At 68.5% G+C, this 19,017-nt stretch carries 19 protein-coding genes, 3 tRNA genes and 1 pseudogene; 14 read left to right on the forward strand and 9 right to left on the reverse strand.

Annotated elements, in window-relative coordinates:
• Positions 1-48: 48 nt before the first annotated feature.
• From ACX1D1_RS12295 to ACX1D1_RS12305, 3 genes are read right to left on the reverse strand one after another with little or no spacing between them, the layout of a single operon-like run.
• A complete protein-coding gene (locus ACX1D1_RS12295; RefSeq protein WP_459054738.1) occupies positions 49-1,650 on the reverse strand; it encodes a GTPase in 1,602 nt (533 codons plus the stop codon).
• Positions 1,650-3,377 (reverse strand): GTPase family protein, encoded by a 1,728-nt coding sequence (locus ACX1D1_RS12300; protein ID WP_459054739.1) that lies wholly within the window; start codon positions 3,375-3,377, stop codon positions 1,650-1,652. Before ACX1D1_RS12300 ends, ACX1D1_RS12295 begins: the two co-directional genes overlap by 1 nt.
• The gene (locus tag ACX1D1_RS12305; protein ID WP_459054740.1) at positions 3,374-4,750 is read right to left on the reverse strand and encodes a PrsW family intramembrane metalloprotease; all 1,377 of its coding nucleotides are present in this window, start codon (positions 4,748-4,750) and stop codon (positions 3,374-3,376) included. Before ACX1D1_RS12305 ends, ACX1D1_RS12300 begins: the two co-directional genes overlap by 4 nt.
• A gap of 60 nt (positions 4,751-4,810) precedes the next feature.
• On the opposite strand from ACX1D1_RS12305, the gene ACX1D1_RS12310 reads away from it, so the two are divergent.
• Positions 4,811-5,443, forward strand: a complete 633-nt coding sequence (locus ACX1D1_RS12310; RefSeq protein WP_182799366.1) for a 2'-5' RNA ligase family protein — start codon at positions 4,811-4,813, stop codon at positions 5,441-5,443.
• On the opposite strand, the gene ACX1D1_RS12315 is transcribed toward ACX1D1_RS12310, so the two are convergent.
• Positions 5,409-5,481 (reverse strand) — tRNA-Arg (locus tag ACX1D1_RS12315). The two genes, ACX1D1_RS12310 and ACX1D1_RS12315, sit on opposite strands and share 35 nt — an antisense overlap.
• Positions 5,482-5,531: 50 nt before the next feature.
• Here ACX1D1_RS12315 and orn point away from each other — a divergent pair.
• Both orn and ACX1D1_RS12325 read left to right on the forward strand, forming a co-directional pair.
• Entirely contained in the window at positions 5,532-6,167 is a 636-nt protein-coding gene (gene orn, locus ACX1D1_RS12320; RefSeq protein WP_459054741.1) for an oligoribonuclease, read from the forward strand.
• A 54-nt stretch (positions 6,168-6,221) separates the two neighbouring features.
• Positions 6,222-6,297, forward strand: a tRNA-His gene (locus ACX1D1_RS12325).
• Positions 6,298-6,348: 51 nt separating this feature from the next.
• On the opposite strand, the gene ACX1D1_RS12330 is transcribed toward ACX1D1_RS12325, so the two are convergent.
• From ACX1D1_RS12330 to ACX1D1_RS12340, 3 genes are read right to left on the reverse strand one after another with little or no spacing between them, the layout of a single operon-like run.
• Complete coding sequence (locus tag ACX1D1_RS12330) at positions 6,349-7,146, reverse strand: ABC transporter permease subunit (RefSeq protein WP_459054742.1); 798 nt, start codon at positions 7,144-7,146, stop codon at positions 6,349-6,351.
• A gap of 8 nt (positions 7,147-7,154) precedes the next feature.
• Positions 7,155-7,955, reverse strand: coding sequence for an ABC transporter permease subunit (locus tag ACX1D1_RS12335; RefSeq protein WP_459054743.1), 801 nt, complete (start codon positions 7,953-7,955; stop codon positions 7,155-7,157).
• Positions 7,952-8,851, reverse strand: a complete 900-nt coding sequence (locus ACX1D1_RS12340; RefSeq protein ID WP_459054744.1) for an ABC transporter ATP-binding protein — start codon at positions 8,849-8,851, stop codon at positions 7,952-7,954. The genes ACX1D1_RS12335 and ACX1D1_RS12340 overlap by 4 nt, the downstream gene beginning before the upstream one ends.
• 83 nt (positions 8,852-8,934) lie before the next feature.
• On the opposite strand from ACX1D1_RS12340, the pseudogene ACX1D1_RS12345 reads away from it, so the two are divergent.
• A pseudogene (locus ACX1D1_RS12345) lies at positions 8,935-9,384 on the forward strand (O-acetyl-ADP-ribose deacetylase); the annotation flags it as partial.
• A gap of 491 nt (positions 9,385-9,875) precedes the next feature.
• On the opposite strand, the gene ACX1D1_RS12350 reads toward ACX1D1_RS12345, so the two are convergent.
• Complete coding sequence (locus ACX1D1_RS12350) at positions 9,876-10,778, reverse strand: SDR family oxidoreductase (RefSeq protein ID WP_459054745.1); 903 nt, start codon at positions 10,776-10,778, stop codon at positions 9,876-9,878.
• Between the two features lie 140 nt (positions 10,779-10,918).
• Between ACX1D1_RS12350 and ACX1D1_RS12355 the strand changes: the two genes are divergently transcribed.
• The 4 genes from ACX1D1_RS12355 to ACX1D1_RS12370 all read left to right on the forward strand — a co-directional run bounded on the left by ACX1D1_RS12355 (position 10,919) and on the right by ACX1D1_RS12370 (position 13,156).
• A complete protein-coding gene (locus tag ACX1D1_RS12355) occupies positions 10,919-11,395 on the forward strand; it encodes a hypothetical protein (RefSeq protein WP_459054746.1) in 477 nt (158 codons plus the stop codon).
• Between the two features lie 72 nt (positions 11,396-11,467).
• A tRNA-Lys gene (locus ACX1D1_RS12360) sits at positions 11,468-11,543 on the forward strand.
• Between the two features lie 197 nt (positions 11,544-11,740).
• Positions 11,741-12,733, forward strand: a complete 993-nt coding sequence (locus tag ACX1D1_RS12365) for a metalloregulator ArsR/SmtB family transcription factor (protein ID WP_459054747.1) — start codon at positions 11,741-11,743, stop codon at positions 12,731-12,733.
• Positions 12,734-12,748: 15 nt separating this feature from the next.
• The gene (locus tag ACX1D1_RS12370) at positions 12,749-13,156 is read left to right on the forward strand and encodes an arsenate reductase ArsC (protein WP_182783581.1); all 408 of its coding nucleotides are present in this window, start codon (positions 12,749-12,751) and stop codon (positions 13,154-13,156) included.
• On the opposite strand, the gene ACX1D1_RS12375 is transcribed toward ACX1D1_RS12370, so the two are convergent.
• Positions 13,157-13,489 (reverse strand): DUF3618 domain-containing protein, encoded by a 333-nt coding sequence (locus tag ACX1D1_RS12375; protein ID WP_182783579.1) that lies wholly within the window; start codon positions 13,487-13,489, stop codon positions 13,157-13,159. It abuts the gene before it with no gap.
• A 76-nt stretch (positions 13,490-13,565) separates the two neighbouring features.
• Between ACX1D1_RS12375 and ACX1D1_RS12380 the strand changes: the two genes are divergently transcribed.
• The 6 genes from ACX1D1_RS12380 (at position 13,566) to ACX1D1_RS12405 (ending at position 18,991) form a co-directional block, all read left to right on the forward strand.
• Positions 13,566-14,045, forward strand: a complete 480-nt coding sequence (locus ACX1D1_RS12380) for a peroxiredoxin (RefSeq protein WP_182783577.1) — start codon at positions 13,566-13,568, stop codon at positions 14,043-14,045.
• Positions 14,038-14,694: an IMPACT family protein gene (locus tag ACX1D1_RS12385; RefSeq protein WP_459054748.1), complete on the forward strand. Its 657-nt coding sequence runs from the start codon at positions 14,038-14,040 to the stop codon at positions 14,692-14,694. The genes ACX1D1_RS12380 and ACX1D1_RS12385 overlap by 8 nt, the downstream gene beginning before the upstream one ends.
• An 80-nt stretch (positions 14,695-14,774) precedes the next feature.
• Positions 14,775-15,899: a trypsin-like serine peptidase gene (locus ACX1D1_RS12390; RefSeq protein ID WP_459054749.1), complete on the forward strand. Its 1,125-nt coding sequence runs from the start codon at positions 14,775-14,777 to the stop codon at positions 15,897-15,899.
• Between the two features lie 833 nt (positions 15,900-16,732).
• Entirely contained in the window at positions 16,733-17,212 is a 480-nt protein-coding gene (locus ACX1D1_RS12395; protein ID WP_459054750.1) for a DUF222 domain-containing protein, read from the forward strand.
• The gene (locus tag ACX1D1_RS12400) at positions 17,209-17,862 is read left to right on the forward strand and encodes an HNH endonuclease signature motif containing protein (RefSeq protein WP_459054751.1); all 654 of its coding nucleotides are present in this window, start codon (positions 17,209-17,211) and stop codon (positions 17,860-17,862) included. Before ACX1D1_RS12395 ends, ACX1D1_RS12400 begins: the two co-directional genes overlap by 4 nt.
• 64 nt (positions 17,863-17,926) lie before the next feature.
• Positions 17,927-18,991, forward strand: a complete 1,065-nt coding sequence (locus ACX1D1_RS12405; protein WP_459054752.1) for a hypothetical protein — start codon at positions 17,927-17,929, stop codon at positions 18,989-18,991.
• The last annotated feature ends 26 nt before the right edge of the window (positions 18,992-19,017 follow it).

The following is a 19,017-nucleotide window of genomic DNA, read 5'->3' on the forward strand; positions in this document are numbered from 1 at the left end:
CGCCAGTATGCCAGCAATCCCCAGGAGACCCGATTCGGCGGTGTGGCCTCAGAGCAGACGGTCCAGCGCGGCCCGGGCGGCGGCGTAGCGGGCCACCTCACCCTCAGCGGGCCGCAGCACCAGCTCGTGGGCCACCGTCGCGACGGAGGCCTCCAGCGCCTTCTTCGCCCTGCGGGCGGCGCGGTTGGCCGATGCGCCGATGGCCAGCTGCGACCCGAAGGACAAGAGGATCCCGGCAGCCACCCCGCCCAGCACAAGCACCGTGGGCAGCGGCACCCGCGGGCCGTCCGCGGGTCCGACGGGCACCGTGGTCAGCTGCCCCAGCCCGAAGTAGGAGAGGACCACGTTGAGCGTGAGCCAGCCCAGACCCACCACGACGGCGCCGATCAGGAGCCACTGCAGGACACGGATCACCTGCCACCACAGCGGCGTCCGCGACACCCGCAGGTCTGTGGCGACGACGGCGCGGTCCAACTCGTCGGCCAGCGTGTGTTCGTTGCTGCGCACGGCCCGGCCAATGGCCTCCTGCCACACCGGCGGCATCCCCTCGCCCAGCTCGGCCGCGACTGCCCGGAGGCCGGAGGACTGCTGCGCGCCTGCCGCGGCTGAGCGGGCCGGCAGCGAGCTGCGCGTCAGCGCCGGTCCCTCCAGCTGCGCCTTCTCCTTCGGCGCGCCGAGCCGCAGTCGCTTGAGGGGGTCCGGCCGGAGCCTTCCGAGCCACTTGACCAGGGGCCAGCCGGTGTGGAGCTGGCCACGGTGGCGCACAGAGGTTCGCACGGCGTCGACGACTATGGGAACGCCGGCGGCGCCCGACAGGTCGGCGGTGAGTCGGCTGACGGTGCCCTTGTCCGCGGTTCCGACGCGCCCCCGGCCGACGGCCTCGTCGAGCGCCCCGGCCGCGACACTCACGTCCGCGGCCAGCCGGGCCGCAGCGGCCCGCTTCCCGGCCGCCACGCGGGCCAGGTGGTCGCGTAGTTCGGCCACGCCCGTGCCGGTGACGGCGCTGGTGGCGATCAGCGGCACGTCGTCCAGGCCGTCGTCGATCAGTAGTCGGCGGATGTGGGCCAGGCACAGTTCGAGCTGGGCCGGGGTGAGCCGGTCCGCCTGGTTGAGCACCACCGTGATCACCTCGCGGTGCTGGGCCAGGGGGCGCAGGTAGTTCTTGTGCAGCGCCGCGTCGGCGTACTTCTGCGGATCGAGCACCCAGACGAACTGGTCCACCACCCCCACCATGCGGTCCACCTCCACGCGGTGCGACGAGGCGGTGGAGTCGTGGTCCGGGAGGTCCAGCAACACCAGATCCGCCATCCGCGGCTCCGGAGGGGCCACCTCGTGGCGGCGCTCCACGCCGAGGAAGTCCAGCAGCGCGACATTGGTGGCCGAGAAGCTGGCCGCCAGCGTGGTGGAGGTGGTGGGGCGGCGGGGGCCCTGTTCGGCCAGTCGAGCGCCTGTCAGCGCGTTGAACAGGGACGACTTCCCGGAGCCGGTGGCGCCGGCCAGCGCCACCACGGTCTGCTCGCCGGCGGCGAGGCGGCGCCCGGCGCGCCCGAGGACGTCGAGGGTTCGCCGCTCCACCTCCTCGGGAATGCGCCCGGCCACCAGGTCCAGCGCCTCGCGCAGCACCTCCAGCTGCTGGGCGACGGCGGCCATCAATCCATCCCCACGGGCTTGGTCAGGTCGTCGAACGCGTCCCGGGCTGCCGACCGGAGGGAGCTGCGGGCGGCCTCGAGCCCGGCCGCGGCCCCCGCTTCCACGGCCAGCGAGTCCAGCACCTCGGTGTAGCGGGCGAGCTCGAGCCCCAGGGCGCCGTCGACGCGGGCCTCCAGCTCCCGCCGCGCCTGCTCGGCCAGCTTGCGGACGGCGTCCTCGCCGAAGACGGCCTCCAGGAGGCGCTGGGCCAGGACCGAGGCGCCGCCCGCGATGCCCACCTCGGCGCCGGTGAGGCCGCCGGTGAGCGTGAACACGTAGATGATGAGCGCGGCGCCGACGGCGTTGGTGCCGAGCGCCAGGAACCGGGCCCGCATCCGCCGCCCGCGACCCTGCTCCTCGACGAGTTGAAGCACATCGGACTGCCAGGCCCGGATGGCGGCGGCCGCGGCCTCGTCGAAGCCTGCCGACGCAGTGGCCAGCGAGGGTTCGGCGACGATGATGTCGCGGCCCCATCGGGTGTGCGACCACGCCACGGCGGTGGCCTCGGCGGCCCGCTCGCCGGCGTCCTTGACGACGGCGGCCAGGTTGTCCGAGATGGCCACCTCGACGGCTTGGACGCGCTCGTCGCCGGTGAACCAGCCGGTGATCCGGTCTCGGAGAGCGCCGATGCGCTGTTCGACGGTGCGCATGAACTCGCCGGTGCCCACCAGGTCCTGCCAACGGCTGAGGATTTCGCCGCGAAGCATGGTGCCGTCGCCGGCGGCCTGGCTGACGTCCGCCGCGGACTGGCGGTAGGCGAGGGCGGCCTGCTCACGGAGCTCCTCGATGGCGGCCTCCTGGCGCGCCATTCCCTCGCCGAGGTCCTTCAGCTGGGTGTCGATGGAGCGCACTGACCCCGCCAGTGTCTGTACCGCCACCTGGGAGCGGGCCTCGGACTGGGCGGCGAGGGACTCCAGCCAGTGCCGGATGCCGGCCACGTCCCCGGCCGGGAGCATGCCGTCCGGCGGCAGCGAGCGTTCCACGACGGCGAACAGCTTGGCCGAGGCCAGCCCGCGCTCGGCCAGCATCTCGGAGAGGTGGCCGGAGACCTCGCCGACTGCGCCGGGCGGGCACCGGTTGACGATGACGCCGACGACGGTGTTGCGCTCGGCGGCGGCGGCCAGGTAGTCCCAGGGCACGGCGTCGGCGTAGCGGGCGGCCGAGGTGACGAACAGCCACAGGTCCGCGGCCAGCAGAAGCTGGCGCGCCAGGGTTCGGTTGGCGTCGTCGACCGAGTCGATGTCTGGCGCGTCGAGCAGCGCCAGGCCCGGCTTGAGGTCCGGGAAGGAGACGATGTGCAGGGCGCGCGAGTCGTGCAGCTGGGTGTCGGTGCGCACCAGCGCGGGCAGCACCTGGTCGCTGCGGAACCAGGCCTCGTCTGCCGGGTTGCACACCAGCACCGGGGACTTGGTGGTGGGGCGCAGGACGCCGGGCCTGGTGACGGAGGCCCGCAGCAGGGAGTTGACGAGGGTGGATTTGCCTGCGCCTGTGGACCCGCCGACGACGGCCAGCAGGGGGGCGTCGAGGCGCGAGGCGCGGGGAAGGAGGTAGTCGCGCACCTGGTGACCCAGCGAAACCGTCAGGGCCCGCAGCTCCTCGGCTCCTGGCAGGGGCAGGGGGAACTGGGCGCCGCCGAGGGCGTCGTCGAGTTGGTGGAAGGCCCGGGCGAGGCTGTCTGCGCCGCTCATCGGGGCCAGTTCCCGCCTACGCCGGCGGGGCCGGGCGCCTGGGGTGGCGGATAGCTGCTGGTCAGCGGGCCGGGGGTGGCGCCGTCGGGCGGTGGGGGCGGCAGGGACCGGGCGCGGCGGCGCTCGATCAGGCGCAGGCCGGTGGTGTCGGTGAGGGCCTTGCCGCGGAGGGCGTCGATCTCGTGGACGAGATCTCTGGCGTGCAGGTCCCCCGCCTCGTCGACGACGCCGCGCGTCATGGAGTTGCGGAGGTAGGCCAGCTCGGTGACGCGCCGCACGAGGGTGGCCGTGTGCCACCAGGTGCGGGGCCCTCTGAAGAGAGCGAACCAGAGCAGCTTGAGCCGCTTGAGGGGGCCGCCGAACACCGCGACATCCTGCTCGGTGAGCCATCCGGCGCGCTGATAGTCGGTGAGCCGGGCACGGATCAGCTGGCCGTTTCCGACGACGCTGACGATCAGGGAGATGATGATCACACCGACGAGCGCGAGGGCGAGGTACCAGGCCCGCTGCAGCTGGTCCATGGGATTGGTGGAGGCGAGGCCGTTGAACAACATGTGGCCGGCGCAGGCGAGCAGGAAGCCGCCCACCGGGGCCAGGACGCGCACGATCCTGCTGCGCGCGCCCAGCCCGATGACCAGGCCCGAGGCCGTCATCAGGGTGAACAGCGGATGCCCGAACGAGGTGTAGACCCCGCGCAGCATGACCAGCTCCATCATGGTCTCGTCCGGGTTGGCGATGGTGATGTCGTTGGTGGCCTGCATCCACACGCGGGCGTAGTAGATGATGTTCTCCGTGAAGGCGAAGCCCGCCGCGGACAGGCCCGCCAGCGCCACCATGCTCAGCCGCGACACCAGCCGCCGCCGCATGAAGATCACCAGCACCACGAGGATCGTGGCCTTGGACAGCTCCTCGATGAACGGCGCCGAGAACACCGCCGCGCGTGATCCGGTGTCCGAGTTGGCTTCTGTGGTGGCCATCATCTCCGCGGCCCACGAGTTGACGTGGATGGACACCCAGGTGGAGGCGCAGGCTCCCCACAGGAACGTCAACAGCCACGCGACCGGCGACGACGCCCGGAAGCGGTCCAGCCAGATGAACAGCGCCGAGTAGGCCAGCGCCGTCCACATCGCCCAGAAGGCGGCCTTTCGGAACGCCTCCGTGGTGATGCCGAGGGTCTGGGTGCCGTCCTCGAAGGTCTGCGGCGGAGCCAGAATCCAGTACTGGGCGTAGACGAAGTACGCGTAGGCCGGGAGGAGGACGAGCGTCATCCAGAACAGCGGATTGGCGAGCATGCGCCGGTACCACGGGCGGGCATCCGGCACGGGCAGCCCGTTGAGGCGTCGCTGCCTGGTGGCGATCTCCGCGGTAGTCATGATGGCGACAGCCTACCCGCCGCGCCTCCGGGACCGGTGAGATGCCGTTACGGTGTGGCCATGCAGAGCTTCTTCGCCTCCATGACGCCCTGGGACCAGCCCGATGGCTCACTCCACGTCTACGTGTTGCCCGACGACGAGGCCGCGGACCGCCTGGAGGACCTGCAGTCCCGGCTGGCCGGGGTGCCGAACCTCCCCGTGATGCCGCGCGCGTGGCTGCACTTCACCGTCAACCGGTTGGCCCAGTTCGACGATCTGTCGATGGCCGAACTGACGCGCCTCGGCGACGCCCTCACCGTCGAGCTGGCCGGCGTCCCGGCATTCGATCTGGAGGTGGGGGCGCCGGAGGTGCACGACGTCGCCGTCGAGTGTGTCGCGGGGTCCACGTCCGGGTGGGAGTCGCTGGTCGACGCGGTGCGCCGCGCCGCCCTGGCCACGTTCGGGGGCACGATGCCCGACCGCCCGTACGCGCCGCACGTGACGCTGGCCTATGCCACAGGGGAGGTCTCCGACGACGAGGTGCGGGGCAGGCTGACGGGCGCTGCGCCGGTGGGTCGGATGCGGGTGGCGACGGCGCACCTGCTGTCCGTGACAGTGCGCCCGGAGCTGGGGTGGTTCGACTTCATCGAGTTGGCCAATTGGTCTCTGCCAACGACGGCGCCCCAGGCAGGACTCGAACCTGCGACCGGCTGATTAGAAGTCAGATGCTCTATCCGCTGAGCTACAGGGGCTGGTCACCTGAGTGTAACGGGCTTGGCCCGAGGGCCTAGATTTGGCTCCCATGAGCGAGAAACTGGTGTGGGTCGACTGCGAGATGACCGGCTTGGACGTCGTCGAGGACGCGATGATCGAGGTGGCCGTGCTCGTCACCGACGGCGACCTCAACGTGCTGGGCGAGGGTGTGGACATCCTCATCAAGCCCAGCAACGCGGCCCTGGCGCAGATGGGGGACTTCGTCCGCGCCATGCACACCAAGTCCGGTCTCCTCGATCAGCTGCCCCTGGGCGTGACCATGGCCGAGGCCACCGAGCAGGTGATGGAATACGTCCGGGCCCACGTGCCGGTGGCCCGCAAGGCTCCGCTGGCGGGCAATACCATCGGGACGGACCGCGCGTTCCTCGCCCGCGACATGCCGGAGCTGGAGCAGTGGGTGCACTACCGCAACGTGGACGTGTCCACCATCAAGGAGCTGTCGAAGCGGTGGTACCCGCGGGTGCACTACGGTGCGCCGAAGAAGGCCGGCAACCACCGGGCTCTGGCGGACATCCAGGAATCCATCGAGGAGCTGCGCTACTACCGCGAGGCGGTCTTCGTGCCGCCGCCAGGTCCGTCGCCGACGGAGCTGCGCGCCATCGCGGAGCGCCATCGCGGGACCCTCACCGGGGCCGCAGGAGAGGCAATTTCGCAGGGCCACTAGGGGTGCGCTATTGTTTCTCAGTCGTCGCGCCCCTGTGGGCTTGACGGCAACATGGTGGGTATAGCTCAGCTGGTAGAGCACCTGGTTGTGGTCCAGGGGGCCGCGGGTTCAAGTCCCGTTACTCACCCCACGCAGAACCCGCCCCGAGCATCTCGGGGCGGGTTTTCTGCGCCATCGGCGCTCACACGGCCAGGTCGCGGTCCGCGAAGAGGCGATAGGTCCCGGCGACGGCAAGCGCGATGATGCCGACAGACAGTGCCACGAACACCGGGTCCAGGGCGCCGTCGGCCATCAGCGTGGCCGCGTCGAAGTACTTGAACGGCGTCAGGAACCTCAGGAAGGCGAGGTCCTCGTTGAGGTTGACCAGGTAGTAGACGAGGAAGGTCAGGAACATCACCGAGGTAGACCTTGAGGCGGCCAGCTTCGGGCGCCTCGACGCCCCCGCAACGAGGGCGCCCACCGCCAGGAAGATGAGTTGAAGGAACAGCAGCCCCACCATCAGGACGGCGACCTCATCGCTGGAGGACCGCCCGTCGCCGAAGAAGCCGACGAAGTAGAGCGACGAGGCGGTGGTCACGAGGTTGAGGACAAGGACATTGACCAGGCCGGCGAGCAGCTTGCCGGTCAGCGCACGGCCACGGGTGATGGGCTTGGCGAACAGGAACTCGGAGGTCCTGTCCCGCTCCTCCTTCGAGATGAGGGTGGAGCCGAGGAGGACGGCGTGTACGGCCCCCATCACGGCCACGTACAGGAACAGCACACCGTAGAACCCGCTCGCCGTCGACAGATCGAAGCCGGTCATCCCGAACACCACCAGGACCGCCTTCGGCAGCGTGGCCATCAACTGCTCCACCGACTGGCCCGCCTCCTCGTAGCCGGCGAACTTCGCCATGCCGGCGCCCACCATCGCCACCATGCCGAGCGACCAGAAGAGCAGCCCCAGGCGGTGGACCTTCAACTCACGCAGAAAGACGTTCATCACTTCTCCTACGCCGACGCCCGCACGTCTTTGCGTACGTAGATCAGGTAGCTCAGTGCGATCGTGACGACGACGAAGGCAGCCAGGACGACGAGGGGCGCGGTTTCCAGGCTCGAGTTGGCGATGATGTGCCCGGTCTCAAAGTACTTGAACGGCGTCAGGAACCAGGCTTCGTCGTTGGCCAGGACGTCTCCCACCACGCCGACGATGTAGAACGCGAAGACAGTGGGCAGAGACACCGCGACCACCGACTTGATCCGGGGAATCGTGACGGCGAACAGCGTCCCGAGGGCTAGGAAGAACAACTGCACCAGGAACAGGGTGGACGCCATGAGAAGGAAGGTCCGAGCCGAGAAGCCCTCTTCGGACAGGACAGAGCCGACGGTGAAGGCGACCGCCGCGAAGACGAGATTGGTGAGGATGAGCAGCGCCAGAGCCGCGCCGAGCTTGGCGGTGACCACGCGGGACCTGGTGATCGGCTTCGACAACAGGAAGTCCGCCGTCTTTCCCGAGGTTTCCTTCGAGATGATCCCGGTCCCGAGGTTCATCGCCTGGATGGATCCGGCGAGGATCGCGAAGCTGAGCAGGTAGCCGAAGAAGCCGTAGATGCTGAAGAAGGTCTCCACCGAGATGTTCAGCGCGTCGAGCACGACCTCCGGGAACTGCCCGAACACCTCACTCATCACCTCGACGTCACGGGTGAACGTGGGATACAGCGCCATGAACGCCACCAGGATCCCGGAGAGGGACAGCACCCAGCTGAGCGTCGACCTGCCGTGGGCCCTCAGCTCCCTCAGGAAGACGTTCACCGCTCGTCCCCCCTCTGGTAGTAGTGCAGGAAGATCTCCTCCAGGTCCGGTTCTTCGACGAGGAGGTCGACGAGGTCCTGCTCGGCGAGCATCCGTGTGACCTCGTTGATCCGGCCGCGGTAGAGGAAACTCGCAGAGTGGTTGGTCACCACAAGGTCGCTCACGCCGTCGATCCGGAAGCGCGACGGGTCCGGCGGCCCGGTCAGCTCCACCCGGAAACGCTTGGTCTGGTTCTCGAGAAGCGTCCTGATCTCCTCGACCTTGATGATCGAGCCCTCCTTGATGATGGCCACCCGGTCACAGAGTCGCTGCACCTCCCCCAGGATGTGCGAGGAGAACAGGATGGTGGCGCCCCTCTGGTTCTCCTCCCTCAGCCGGTGGAAGAACTGCTGCTGGATGAGCGGATCCAGGCCGCCGGTGGGCTCGTCGAGGATGATCAGCTTCGGCTCGTGGGCCAAGCCCTGGATGATCCCGACCTTCTTCTTGTTGCCGTAGGACAGGTCGTCGATCTTCTTCTTCAGGTCCAGATCGAACATCTCGGCGAGCTCCCGGATCCTCACCTCGGTGGCCTTGCGATCTTTGGCGTAGAAGCTCGCCGAGTACTTCAGGAGGTCGATGGCCCGCATGTCGTCGTAGTAGAAGACCTCAGAGGGCAGGTATCCGACCTCCTGCCGGATCTCGGGACCGAATTCGGTGATGTCCTTCCCGAACACGGTCGCGGAGCCGCTGGTGGGGTGGATCAGGCCGAGCAGGGTTCTGATGGTGGTGGACTTGCCGGCCCCGTTGGGCCCGATGAAGCCGTAGATCTCGCCGTCCAGCACCGACATGTCGACATCAACGATGCCGCGGGCGCTGCCGTAGGATTTGGTCAACTTCTGCGTCTCGATGACGTACATCTCTGCTCCGATGAGCGGTGGAAACCACCTCCAATCGTAGCCATCCGCGGTTGACGGAGTGAGCTTCGGGCCACACTGGGATCATGACCGCGATCACTGCCGTGAAGGGCGACATCACCGAACAGAGCGTGGACGCGATCGTCAACGCCGCCAACAACCGGATGCGCGGAGGCGGGGGCGTCGACGGCGCCATCCATCGAGCCGGCGGCCCCGCGATCCTCCGCGACTGCATCGCCCGGTTCCCGACCGGGCTCGCCACAGGAGACGCGGGATGGACCACAGGCGGCGACCTGCCGGCCCGCTGGGTGATCCACACCGTCGGCCCCAATCACGCCGCGGGCCAGCGGGACCGTGCGCTGCTCGAATCCTGCTACCGCCGCGCGCTGGGCGTGGCCGACGAGCTGGGCGCCCGCAGCGTGGCGTTCCCGCTCATCAGCGCAGGGGTGTACGGCTGGCCGCTGAGCGACGCCGTGGCCGCGGCCGTCGAGAGCATCGCGTCGACGTCGACCCGGGTCGACGAGGTGAGGATCGTGACGCCCGCCCAGAGCACGCTGGAGGAGGTCCGGCAGGCGCTCGCGGCGGGGACGCCGCTGCGCATCCTCCGGGGGGTGCGCGCGCTGCACGAGCGCGGCCATCACCGCATCCGGGTCTGGCCGAGCATCAGCCCCTCGGGCATGCACTGGCGCGCCACCCTCACCGCGACGGATCCCGGTGCGGATCGCCCGCCACGCGAGGTGCTCCGCTACACCACCGGCGACCTGACGGGATTCGCCGACGGAGAGGTCACCCTCGCCACCAGCCCCGAGGAGGTGGCCGAGCTCATCCTCGATCAGTGGCCGGGGCTCGCCGCCACGCACGACGATCCTGCCTACGTCGAGTGGTTCGCCGGGCTGCTGAGCCGCGTCGAGGAGGCCGGACGCCTGCCTCTCGCCTCTGCCGACTACTTCGACGACTCCGCAGGCTGGGAGATCGGCTGGGGAAGCGGTGTTCGGTACCCCCACCCACCGGGCGGGGCTTGATGCGCTCAGAAGACCGGACGCCCGCCGGTGACCCCGATCACGGTGCCGCTGACGTAGGACGCCTCGGCCGGGCTGGCGAGGAACACGAAGGCGCCGGCGAGCTCCGACGGCTGGCCCGCGCGGCCCAGCGGGGTGTTTCCGCCGAACGTGGGCATGCCCTCCCCCGGCTTCGTGGCCGGCTGCAGCGGCGTCCAGATGGGCCCGGGCGCCACCGCGTTGACCCTGATGCCCTTCGGGCCCAGGTCGGCGGCCAGGTTGACGCTGAAGTTGTTGATCGCGGCCTTCGTGGCCGCGTAGTCGATGAGCGATTCCGACGGATCGTAGGCCTGGATGGAGCTCACGTTGATGATGCTGGAACCCCTGCCCAGGTACTTGAGTGCCTGTTGGGTCACCCAGAACAGCGCATACAGGTTGGTCTTGAACACGCGGTCCATCTCGTCGGTGGTCACATCGGCCAACCCGTTCTCGCGGCGGGCCCACTGGAAGCCTGCGTTGTTGACGACGATGTCAAGGCCGCCGAGCGCGGAGGCCGCGTCGTCGACGATTCCGCGCGCGACGGCCTCGTCGGTCAGGTCGCCGGGCAGGAGCACGCAGGTCCGGCCCGCCTTCTCCACCCACGTCCGGGTCTCGTCGGCATCGGACTGCTCCTCGGCGAGGTAATTGATGGCGACGTCGGCGCCTTCACGGGCGTAGGCGATGGCCACGGCACGCCCAATGCCCGAGTCTCCTCCGGTGATGAGCGCCTTGAGGCCGGCAAGGCGGTCGCGGCCCACCCACGACTCCTCGCCGTGATCGGGGTACGGGTCCATCGGTGGGGTCAGGCCCGGGGGTTGCTGCTCCTGGGCGGGGAACCCGCCCTTCTCCCCTGCGAGCTCTCGAGCCGACTTGTCCACTGCGTACAGATCCATGGTCATCCTCCCGTGGTTCTCTCTGGTCGGAGCGTTGCCCCTGGAGGGGACGTACCCACTTCCTCTGAGTGGCAAACAACGTCCCGCCTCCCGATTTATGCGGCGCTACCATGAGCGAACCTGCGGGCGAAGGAGTTCACATGGGCAACTGGGGGCCGGGCAACGAGGATCAGGCGGTGGACGTGGACGCGCCAGCTGCCGCGCTACCCGGAAGCCATGGGGTACAGCAGGCCGCCGTCGGGCTGACCGAGGGCGAAGTGACGATGAACCGCGAACTCCTGAGAACGCTGCCTTACTTCCTCGACGGCGGGGAGACCGCCATCCTGGTGTGCGTCGGCCAGGTGCCGGTGGACAAGTCGCTGACGCTCGAGCCGGCGGCAATCGTGTTGACGGACCGGTTTCTCCGCATCATCCGGGAACCCGACGATCAAAGCACCGCGATCAGCATCGACTACCGGGCCCACCCCGATCTCAGGCTGACCTCCGCCCGCGGCATTCTGGCCGACTCGTTGGCCATCGAGTGGCAGGGGGCGGTGGCCGTTCAGGTGTCGGACGTGTCGAAGAACGGACGCAACCTGGAGCCGGCGCTCCTGGAGCTCATCCAAGCGGCACCCTGAGCGTCACCCGGTCAGAGCCGGCCCGCCGATTGGACTTCGCCGGAAGGTAGCGTCTACAGTTGGTCCTCGCGCGCACCGCTAGCTCAACTGGCAGAGCAGCTGACTCTTAATCAGCGGGTTCAGGGTTCAAGTCCCTGGCGGTGTACCAACGTCGTAGCCACGTGGCCCTCGCCCTTCGGGGCGGGGGCCACGTGGCGTTTGTGCCCCACGGGGCCCCTCTTCGATCTGGTCAGCGCCGGACTCATCATCGAATCGCGAGCGACATCAGGTAGCCACTCCTGTGCGCCCATCGCCTCGCGGACCCAGCACATTGCACCTTGTATCGACGCATGTCACTATTTATCTATGTCAATTTGTGAGCAGGTAGACCTACCTGATCCGCTCAGCCCGGAGCGCGCCTCCGAGCTCACCACCGCCCTCAAGGCACTGTCAGACCCCGCACGCCTGCGCATGGTGGCCATGATCGCCGCCGACCCGCGCGGCGAGGCCTGCGTCTGCGACTTCACCGGCTCAATCGACCTGGCCCAGCCCACCGTCTCCCACCACCTCAAGGTGCTGTTCGAGGCCGGGCTCCTCACCCGCCGCAAGGAGGGCACGTGGGTCTTCTACCGCGTGGTGCCCACCAAGCTGGATGAGGTCGCCCAGGCGCTGGGCTCCTTCAGCAAGGGGCCGGCGCCCGAGGTCCACGAATCCGCTCACCTCGAGCTGCCCTCGGCAGGAACCGTCGAGCATGTCCTGGCCCGCGGCGTCGACGAGCTCACCTACCGCTTCACCGGCACCTTCGCCCGCGAGACCGTGGACCGCTACGTCCACGAGTCCTTCCAGACGCTGTACCGCACGGCACGGATCAAGACCTTCGTGCCGGTGCTGGCCGTCCGCTTCGCCCAGGAGCGGCTGACTGCTCTGGCGCAGTCGCAGGGCCACATCGCCAAGACGGTCCCCGAGGTGCTGTTCGTCTGCACCCACAACGCGGGCCGCTCCCAGATGGCCGCCGCGCTCCTCACCGCGATGGCCCCCGGCCGGGTGCACGTGCGCTCCGCCGGCTCGCTGCCTGCCTCCGAGATCAACCCAGCCGTGATCGAGTCCCTCGCCGAGATCGGCCTCGAGCTTGGTCAGGCGTTCCCGAAGCCCCTCACCGACGACGTGGTGCGCGCCGCCGACGTCGTCGTCACCATGGGCTGCGGCGATTCGTGCCCCATCTACCCCGGGAAGCGCTACCTGGACTGGGAGCTCCCGGACCCGGCGGGCCAGTCACCCGACGACGTCCGCCCCATCCGCGACCAGATCTCCGCCAAGCTTCAAGGCCTGCTCGTCGAGCTCGGCATCCCCACCACCTGAAAGGCCCCTGACCCCATGACCGACAAGCCCAGTGTCCTCTTCGTCTGCATCCACAACGCCGGCCGCTCCCAGATGGCCGCCGGCTATCTGCGCCACCTCGGCCAGGGAAGGATCGACGTCCTCTCAGCCGGCTCGGCCCCCGCCGACAGCATCAACCCGGCCGCCGTCGAGGCGATGGCCGAGGAGGGGATCGACATCTCGGCCGAGAGCCCCAAGATCCTCACCACGGAGGCCGTGCAGGTCTCCGACGTGGTGGTCACCATGGGCTGCGGCGACACCTGCCCCTTCTACCCGGGCAAGCGCTATGAGGACTGGGTCCTGGAGGACCCTGCCGGGAAGGGCGTGGAGTCCGTGCGCCCCATCCGCGACGACATCCGCCGTCGCGTGGAGGAGCTGATCGCCGAGCTACTGCCGGCTGCGTGATCAGCGGGTGAGGGCCCGCCGGGTGCGCGCCTCAAGGGAGGTGCGACGGTTGGCGATGGTGTTGATGGTCACCACGAACACCACCAGCCCGAGCACCGCCCCACCGATGGCGATCAGTCGGTCGGTGCGCCAGCCGCCCTCATCGTCGCGAACCTGGGCGGCCACAGCGTCGAACTCGGCCTTGGCGAACTGCTTGGCCTGGTCCACCCCAGCCCGGGCGATGTTCTGCGGCTTGACGGACTCCACCGCATCCGACGTGGCCTGAGCGAGCTTCGCGCGCGCCGCGGCCAGGTCTGCGCGGATCTCATCGACGGATCGTGAGCCATTAGACATGCGGTTCTCCTCAACTGACTGCCCCCAGCCTATTCAACGAAACCAGCCCGTGGTTGGGGGCCCTAGAATGTGGCGCATGACCGCACGCCTGACCACCGGCTCCGCCGCCCCCGCCTTCACCCTCCCTGATCAGGACGGCGCGAGCGTCTCCCTGGCAGATCACGCCGGCGGCACTGTGATCCTCTACTTCTACCCCGCGGCGATGACGCCCGGATGCACCACGCAGGCCGTGGACTTCTCCGAGTCACTGGAGGAGTTCACCGAAGCCGGCTACACGGTGCTCGGCTGCTCGCCGGACCCGGTGGAACGCCTAGCCAAGTTCAAGCAGACCTCTGAAGTGGGCTTCACCCTCCTTGCGGATCCGGGCAAGGCGGTGCACAACCTGTACGGCGCCTACGGCCCTCGCAAGTTGTACGGCAAGGAGATCGAGGGCGTGCTCCGCTCCACCTTCGTCATCGACGTCGACGACGCCGGCGAGGGCATCGTGCGCGTGGCGCAGTACAACGTGAAGGCCACGGGCCACGTGGCCAAGCTGCGGCGCGAGCTGGGTGTCTGAGACCTCGTTCCGCACCATCGACGTCTCGCAGGGCGGTGGCGTCGACGTCGAACTCGAGATCAGGCGGTCGCGGTTCCTCACCCGGCTCCGCAGGGTGTCCACTGAAAACGCCGCCCGCGCCGTCGTCGAGGAACGGCGATCGGCACATTTTGACGCCCGCCACCACTGTTCCGCGTTCGTTCTGGGGGTGGATGGGCGCACCGCCCGCAGCTCTGACGACGGCGAGCCCGCCGGCACCGCCGGGCTGCCGATGCTGCAGGTGCTGCAGAAGAACGCGCTGACCGACGTTGTCGCGGTGGTGACCCGCTACTTCGGCGGCATCAAGCTGGGCGCCGGAGGACTTGTGCGGGCGTACTCCGACGCCGTCGCCGCGGCCGTGGAGGCGGTGGGCATCCGCGAGGTGCGGCTGAGCCGCCTGCTCAGGGTCGACGTGGACTACGCCGAGGCCGGCGCCTACGAGAACCAGCTACGGGGGCTGATCCTGCCGTCCGGCCTGACCGTGGTGGTCGACGGGGTGGAGTGGACCGACCGCGCACACATCACGGTCGCGGTGCAGGCCGGCGGCGAGTCCGACTTCGCGGCGGTGCTGGCAACGATCTCCGGGGGGAGCCTGACAGCGGCGCCAGCCGGCGAGCGCTGGATGGGATAGCTCGCGTATCAGGACGGCTGTTGCGCGCCTCTTCACGGGTGTGACCGCTGGCACGGCGGTCCCAGACGAGGGAGATGACCATGAGCTCCGAACCGATCCGCTATGAGCGCCTCGAACGCGCCGTCCAGGCCCGCGAGGCCCTCACATCACCGCCCGATGAGGGCGTGACCGAGACCCTGTTCCTCACCGGCCGCGAACCCATCCCGGAGGTGCGCCACGTCGAGGTGGTCGAGCCTGTGGTTGCGCTCAGCGACGACAAGACCTTCCGCGTGGACCTGACCATCCCTCGCAAGGCCATCGGCTTCCACTCGTTCGGACCCGGCGTGGACAGCACCAAACTCTCCTCTCGACGACGGTTGTTCACGGAGGAGGAGCACTCCGACGCGGTGGTCGGTTTCCTGCCTGACCACCTGGATCTCCGGGTGAAGCCGGAGAAGCTGGACCGAAGGCTGCGCCGTCGACTCAAGGGCCGCATCCCCAGCCTCGATGACCCGGACGCGAAGTGGGCCACTACCGTCTTCGGCACCGACAACCGCTACGACTTCAGCGACACCGGCTTCCCGTGGTGCACCGCCGGAAGGGTGGAGACGTCCAACGGCGGCTGGGCGTCGGGGGCGATGGTGGGCCCCCGCCACCTCCTGACCTGCAGCCACGCCATCGGCTGGATCGTCAACCCGGACCCGCACGTGGCCGGCTGGATCAAGTTCATGCCCAGCTTCTTCGACGGCAGCACCCCGTTCGGCACGGCATGGGGGATCCACATCTACTGGCAGGAGCAGGTGTTCGGGCCCACCATCGAGGGCACGGAGGAACGGCACGACTACGTGGTGGTTGTGCTCGACCGGCGGATGGGTGACCTGACCGGGTGGATGGGCTCGCGCACCTACTCGGACTCGTGGGACGGCGGCAACTACTGGAGCCACATCGGCTACCCGCAGGACATCGCCGGCGGCAGCCGCCCATGCTTCGTCGGGGACTTCAGCCTCGACGGGCACGACTCCCAGCCGGAGACGGCGCAGGCCATCATGCACCAGGCCGACGTGATCCCGGGCCAGTCCGGCGGGCCCATGTTCGGGTGGTGGGAGGGTGAGCCGTGGCCCCGAGTGGTGGCCGACCAGAGTTGGCAGAACGCCTCCACCAATGGTGCGAGCGGCGGCTCACACATGGTGGACCTCATCATCCGAGCCCGCAACGACTTCCCCTGAGCAGCTCCGCTTAAGGAGCGGCGTGGCAGGTCGACTCCCGCTCCCTGAGGAGGGCCGCCCGCGGAAGCGGCGTGGCAGGTCGACTCCCGCTCCCTGAGGCGGGCCGCCCGCGAAGCGACGTGGCAGGTCGACTCCCGCTCCCTGAGGAGGGCCGCCCGCGGAGCGGCGAGGCCCGTCTCGAAGGGTCGTGACTACCACCTTCGTGCGAATCTCATGGCCGGGTGCGGTGAGCCGTGAGTCGATGTCCGGGCGGCCGTTGTCCAGAGTCCCGTTGTCGACTGCTGGTCTGGTTGGTGGCTGGGGTGTTGAGGCCGCCCGGGCATCGTCTCCCGTCTCCCCGCACTCGGTCTGGGGTGGCGTGCCTGGCCCGGGTGCGGGCCGGCAGGGCGGCGTCGGGGTTGGGTCTGCTTGGGCGGGATGCCAGCTGGGTGATCGTCGGGTTGGGCACCGCTGCGCAGTGCCGCCCTGCAGTCCCCCACCCTTACCTGTCAGGCGCGGGACCCTCCGTGCTCGAACTTGCCCGCGGAGGGCGCAACCTCCGTCGTGGCCAACCCGCCCCATTCCGACAGCTGGGTGAGCAGGGCCGAGCCGCGTAGCGGCGCAGCCCGCGTCGAAGCCAACCCGACCGTCGAGCAGGCCCCGACCAAGTGTTCACATCGGGAACCACGGATGCTCTCGAACCGACTCAACTGTCGGTTGACAAGGCATGTCACTTCCTGGCCTCGACCTACGCGGCATGCTCCCAGAGACAACCAGAAATTGCCTGAATTTCTTTCTGCAGGGGCGGGGTTCTGGGCCCGTTTCTGTCGGTGGCGGGTGACAGAATTGTTCACATGAGCGAGACGGTGGCAGATCTGGGGCAGCGATACATCGCCGCCCTGTGGGACGCCGCCGCATCCATCGGGGCAGACGAGATCGCGATGCAACGCCTGGCCGGGCTGATGGACTCCATCAGTGAGGCCGAAGCCCAACTGGCCGGGCTGCGTCTGCACCTGCTCCACGAGGCCAAGCTCTCGGCCGCGGACGCGGTGATCGACGGTGTGCGGCAGTCGGTGCGCACCACCCCCGCCCAAGCCACCGCGACACTGCGCCTCGCGCAGGATTTGGGGGACCGGTTCCCGCTGATCGGCGCCGCCCTCAACGAGGGCGTGGTCTCCGTGGCGCAAGCTGAGGCGATCGTCGCCGGGCTCAGGAAACTCCCGGCGCGCCTGACCCGCGCCCAGCTGATCGAATGCCAGGAACTGATCCTCGCGCATGTCGACACCCTCGGCCCACAGAGTTACGCACCCTGGCAGCGCGACTGGTGGAGGTGATCGACCCCCACGGGTCGGATGCCGACGACGCCACACGCCTCGCCCGGGAAGAGGCCGCCGCGCGGCGGGATAGGTTCCTGCACCTCGCGCCGGACTTCCACGGGTCGATGCGGATCACCGGACAACTCCCCGTCGCCGACGCCGCCCTCCTCACCGCGCAACTCGACGCCCTGATGCCCGCGGCCTCCACCTACGGCACCACCGGCGAGACCCCCAGCAGGGATGCCCGCCGCGCCGACGCCCTCGTACTCCTCACCCAGCACGCCGCCAGTGGCGGCACCCTGCCCTCGCATGGGGTGGACCGGCCCCAGGTCCACATCACCCTCAACTTCGACACCCTCAAATCCGGCTTGGGTGAGGTCAGCGTCCTCGGAGCGGGCGGGGTCGATGGTTTGTCGGCGGGGGAAGCCCGCCGGTTGGCCTGCGACGCGCGCCTGATCCCGATGGTGCTGGGCACCGCGTCGCGGCCGCTGGACGTGGGGCGGGCGCATCGCCTGTTCACCCCCGCCCTCCGCGCCGCGCTCGTGCAGCGGGACCGGGGGTGTGTGTTCCCCGGCTGTGCTGCTACCCCAGCGGGCTGTGAGGCGCATCACATCGTTCCGTGGTGGCAGGGCGGTGCAACGTGCCTGGCCAACATTACAAGGTGTTAAGCTGCCCTCCTCAACACCCGGCTCGTCGTGCGCGGATGTTGCGCTTGGCGATAACTTGGACTGCGTGACTTGGGACTCCTTCTTGCAGGCCGTGCTGGCGTTCGACTGGTCTGGGCTATTAAAGACCCTGGGCACGCTGGCCGCATCGGCATTTGCCGTGTTCAAGTTCGGCGCGCGTCAGAGTTCACTACGAGAACACATCAAGGGCGATCTTGAGCTAATCGATGAGTTGAATAAGAACTCTCTCCTTAGGGACCACACCGAAGCGTCTGCATGGTTGAGCGGGAAGATCCTACTGGACGTCGCCAAGCTTTCCGGGGCGCCGATAGGGGCTAAGAAGAAGCCCATCCCTTGGGGAACGGTTGTATTCGCCACCTTGGTTGTTGTCGTCTTCGGACTCTGGACATTGGACCTAAATCAGAACGGATTCAATTGGTGGTCTATCGCGACGGGTGCTGTGACTGGGTTGTTCCTGATCAGCATCCTTGGGATGACTACCAATCGCGCAATAAGTCCCGACCAGGACTTGCCACCCGGGGCCGTGCCACTACAGAGCGGCACGGCTAGCGAACAGGTGGCTGGCAGGGTTGCGGCCCTTTCGGTCAACGCCAGCTCACCGCAATTTGGAGCCACCGGAGTCGCTACAGCCGCGCTGGAAGTATTCGAAAAGCTCCAAGGTGGCTTCTTTGAACACGCGCTAGACGAAATGGACCCTCTTTGGCTGGAATGCCGGCTTCGCTCGTGGTTGTGGGGTGGTCAGGTTGAGCTCGGACTCCAGGGCGTGGCGGAACTCGACGCCAAACTCGCGGCCATCCTGAAGGATCGAGTATCCGATCCCCACTGGTCCAACTTCGTCCAGTCCGAATCGCAACAGTTCCAGGATACGTGGCGGGCCTTCGGCCTGATGGGGGCAGGTAGCGCTCGGCGCAGTCTCCTGCCGGGAATGGAAGTCGTGATTCTGGCGCCGATTGGGAATACCGGCGGGTACTACGTACCCACAGCAGCCATGGTGCCCCAGTCGCTGACCTTTCTTATGAGCCTGAATGGCAGCAAATGGCGTCTGGTGAACCATGTCGGAATGGCGCCACCTCTTCCCCAATGGGGCTCTTCTTACTTGAGCGTGGGGTGAGCGTGGATCCGATGGTGGGCGTGTCG

The sequence above is a fragment of the Tessaracoccus luoxuelianae genome, assembly GCF_054483915.1.

What these genes read in the sequence shown, in the direction of transcription:
- ACX1D1_RS12340 (WP_459054744.1), bottom strand. Translation starts at nt 8,851, where the DNA reads ATGTACGTCATCGAGACGCAGAAGTTGACCAAATCCTACGGCAGCGCC.
- ACX1D1_RS12300 (WP_459054739.1), bottom strand. Translation starts at nt 3,377, where the DNA reads ATGAGCGGCGCAGACAGCCTCGCCCGGGCCTTCCACCAACTCGACGAC.
- ACX1D1_RS12350 (WP_459054745.1), bottom strand. Translation starts at nt 10,778, where the DNA reads ATGGATCTGTACGCAGTGGACAAGTCGGCTCGAGAGCTCGCAGGGGAG.
- ACX1D1_RS12295 (WP_459054738.1), bottom strand. Translation starts at nt 1,650, where the DNA reads ATGGCCGCCGTCGCCCAGCAGCTGGAGGTGCTGCGCGAGGCGCTGGAC.
- ACX1D1_RS12395 (WP_459054750.1), top strand. Translation starts at nt 16,733, where the DNA reads ATGAGCGAGACGGTGGCAGATCTGGGGCAGCGATACATCGCCGCCCTG.
- ACX1D1_RS12365 (WP_459054747.1), top strand. Translation starts at nt 11,741, where the DNA reads ATGTCAATTTGTGAGCAGGTAGACCTACCTGATCCGCTCAGCCCGGAG.
- ACX1D1_RS12380 (WP_182783577.1), top strand. Translation starts at nt 13,566, where the DNA reads ATGACCGCACGCCTGACCACCGGCTCCGCCGCCCCCGCCTTCACCCTC.
- ACX1D1_RS12305 (WP_459054740.1), bottom strand. Translation starts at nt 4,750, where the DNA reads ATGACTACCGCGGAGATCGCCACCAGGCAGCGACGCCTCAACGGGCTG.
- ACX1D1_RS12370 (WP_182783581.1), top strand. Translation starts at nt 12,749, where the DNA reads ATGACCGACAAGCCCAGTGTCCTCTTCGTCTGCATCCACAACGCCGGC.
- ACX1D1_RS12390 (WP_459054749.1), top strand. Translation starts at nt 14,775, where the DNA reads ATGAGCTCCGAACCGATCCGCTATGAGCGCCTCGAACGCGCCGTCCAG.
- ACX1D1_RS12375 (WP_182783579.1), bottom strand. Translation starts at nt 13,489, where the DNA reads ATGTCTAATGGCTCACGATCCGTCGATGAGATCCGCGCAGACCTGGCC.
- orn (WP_459054741.1), top strand. Translation starts at nt 5,532, where the DNA reads ATGAGCGAGAAACTGGTGTGGGTCGACTGCGAGATGACCGGCTTGGAC.
- ACX1D1_RS12330 (WP_459054742.1), bottom strand. Translation starts at nt 7,146, where the DNA reads ATGAACGTCTTTCTGCGTGAGTTGAAGGTCCACCGCCTGGGGCTGCTC.
- ACX1D1_RS12310 (WP_182799366.1), top strand. Translation starts at nt 4,811, where the DNA reads ATGCAGAGCTTCTTCGCCTCCATGACGCCCTGGGACCAGCCCGATGGC.
- ACX1D1_RS12355 (WP_459054746.1), top strand. Translation starts at nt 10,919, where the DNA reads ATGGGCAACTGGGGGCCGGGCAACGAGGATCAGGCGGTGGACGTGGAC.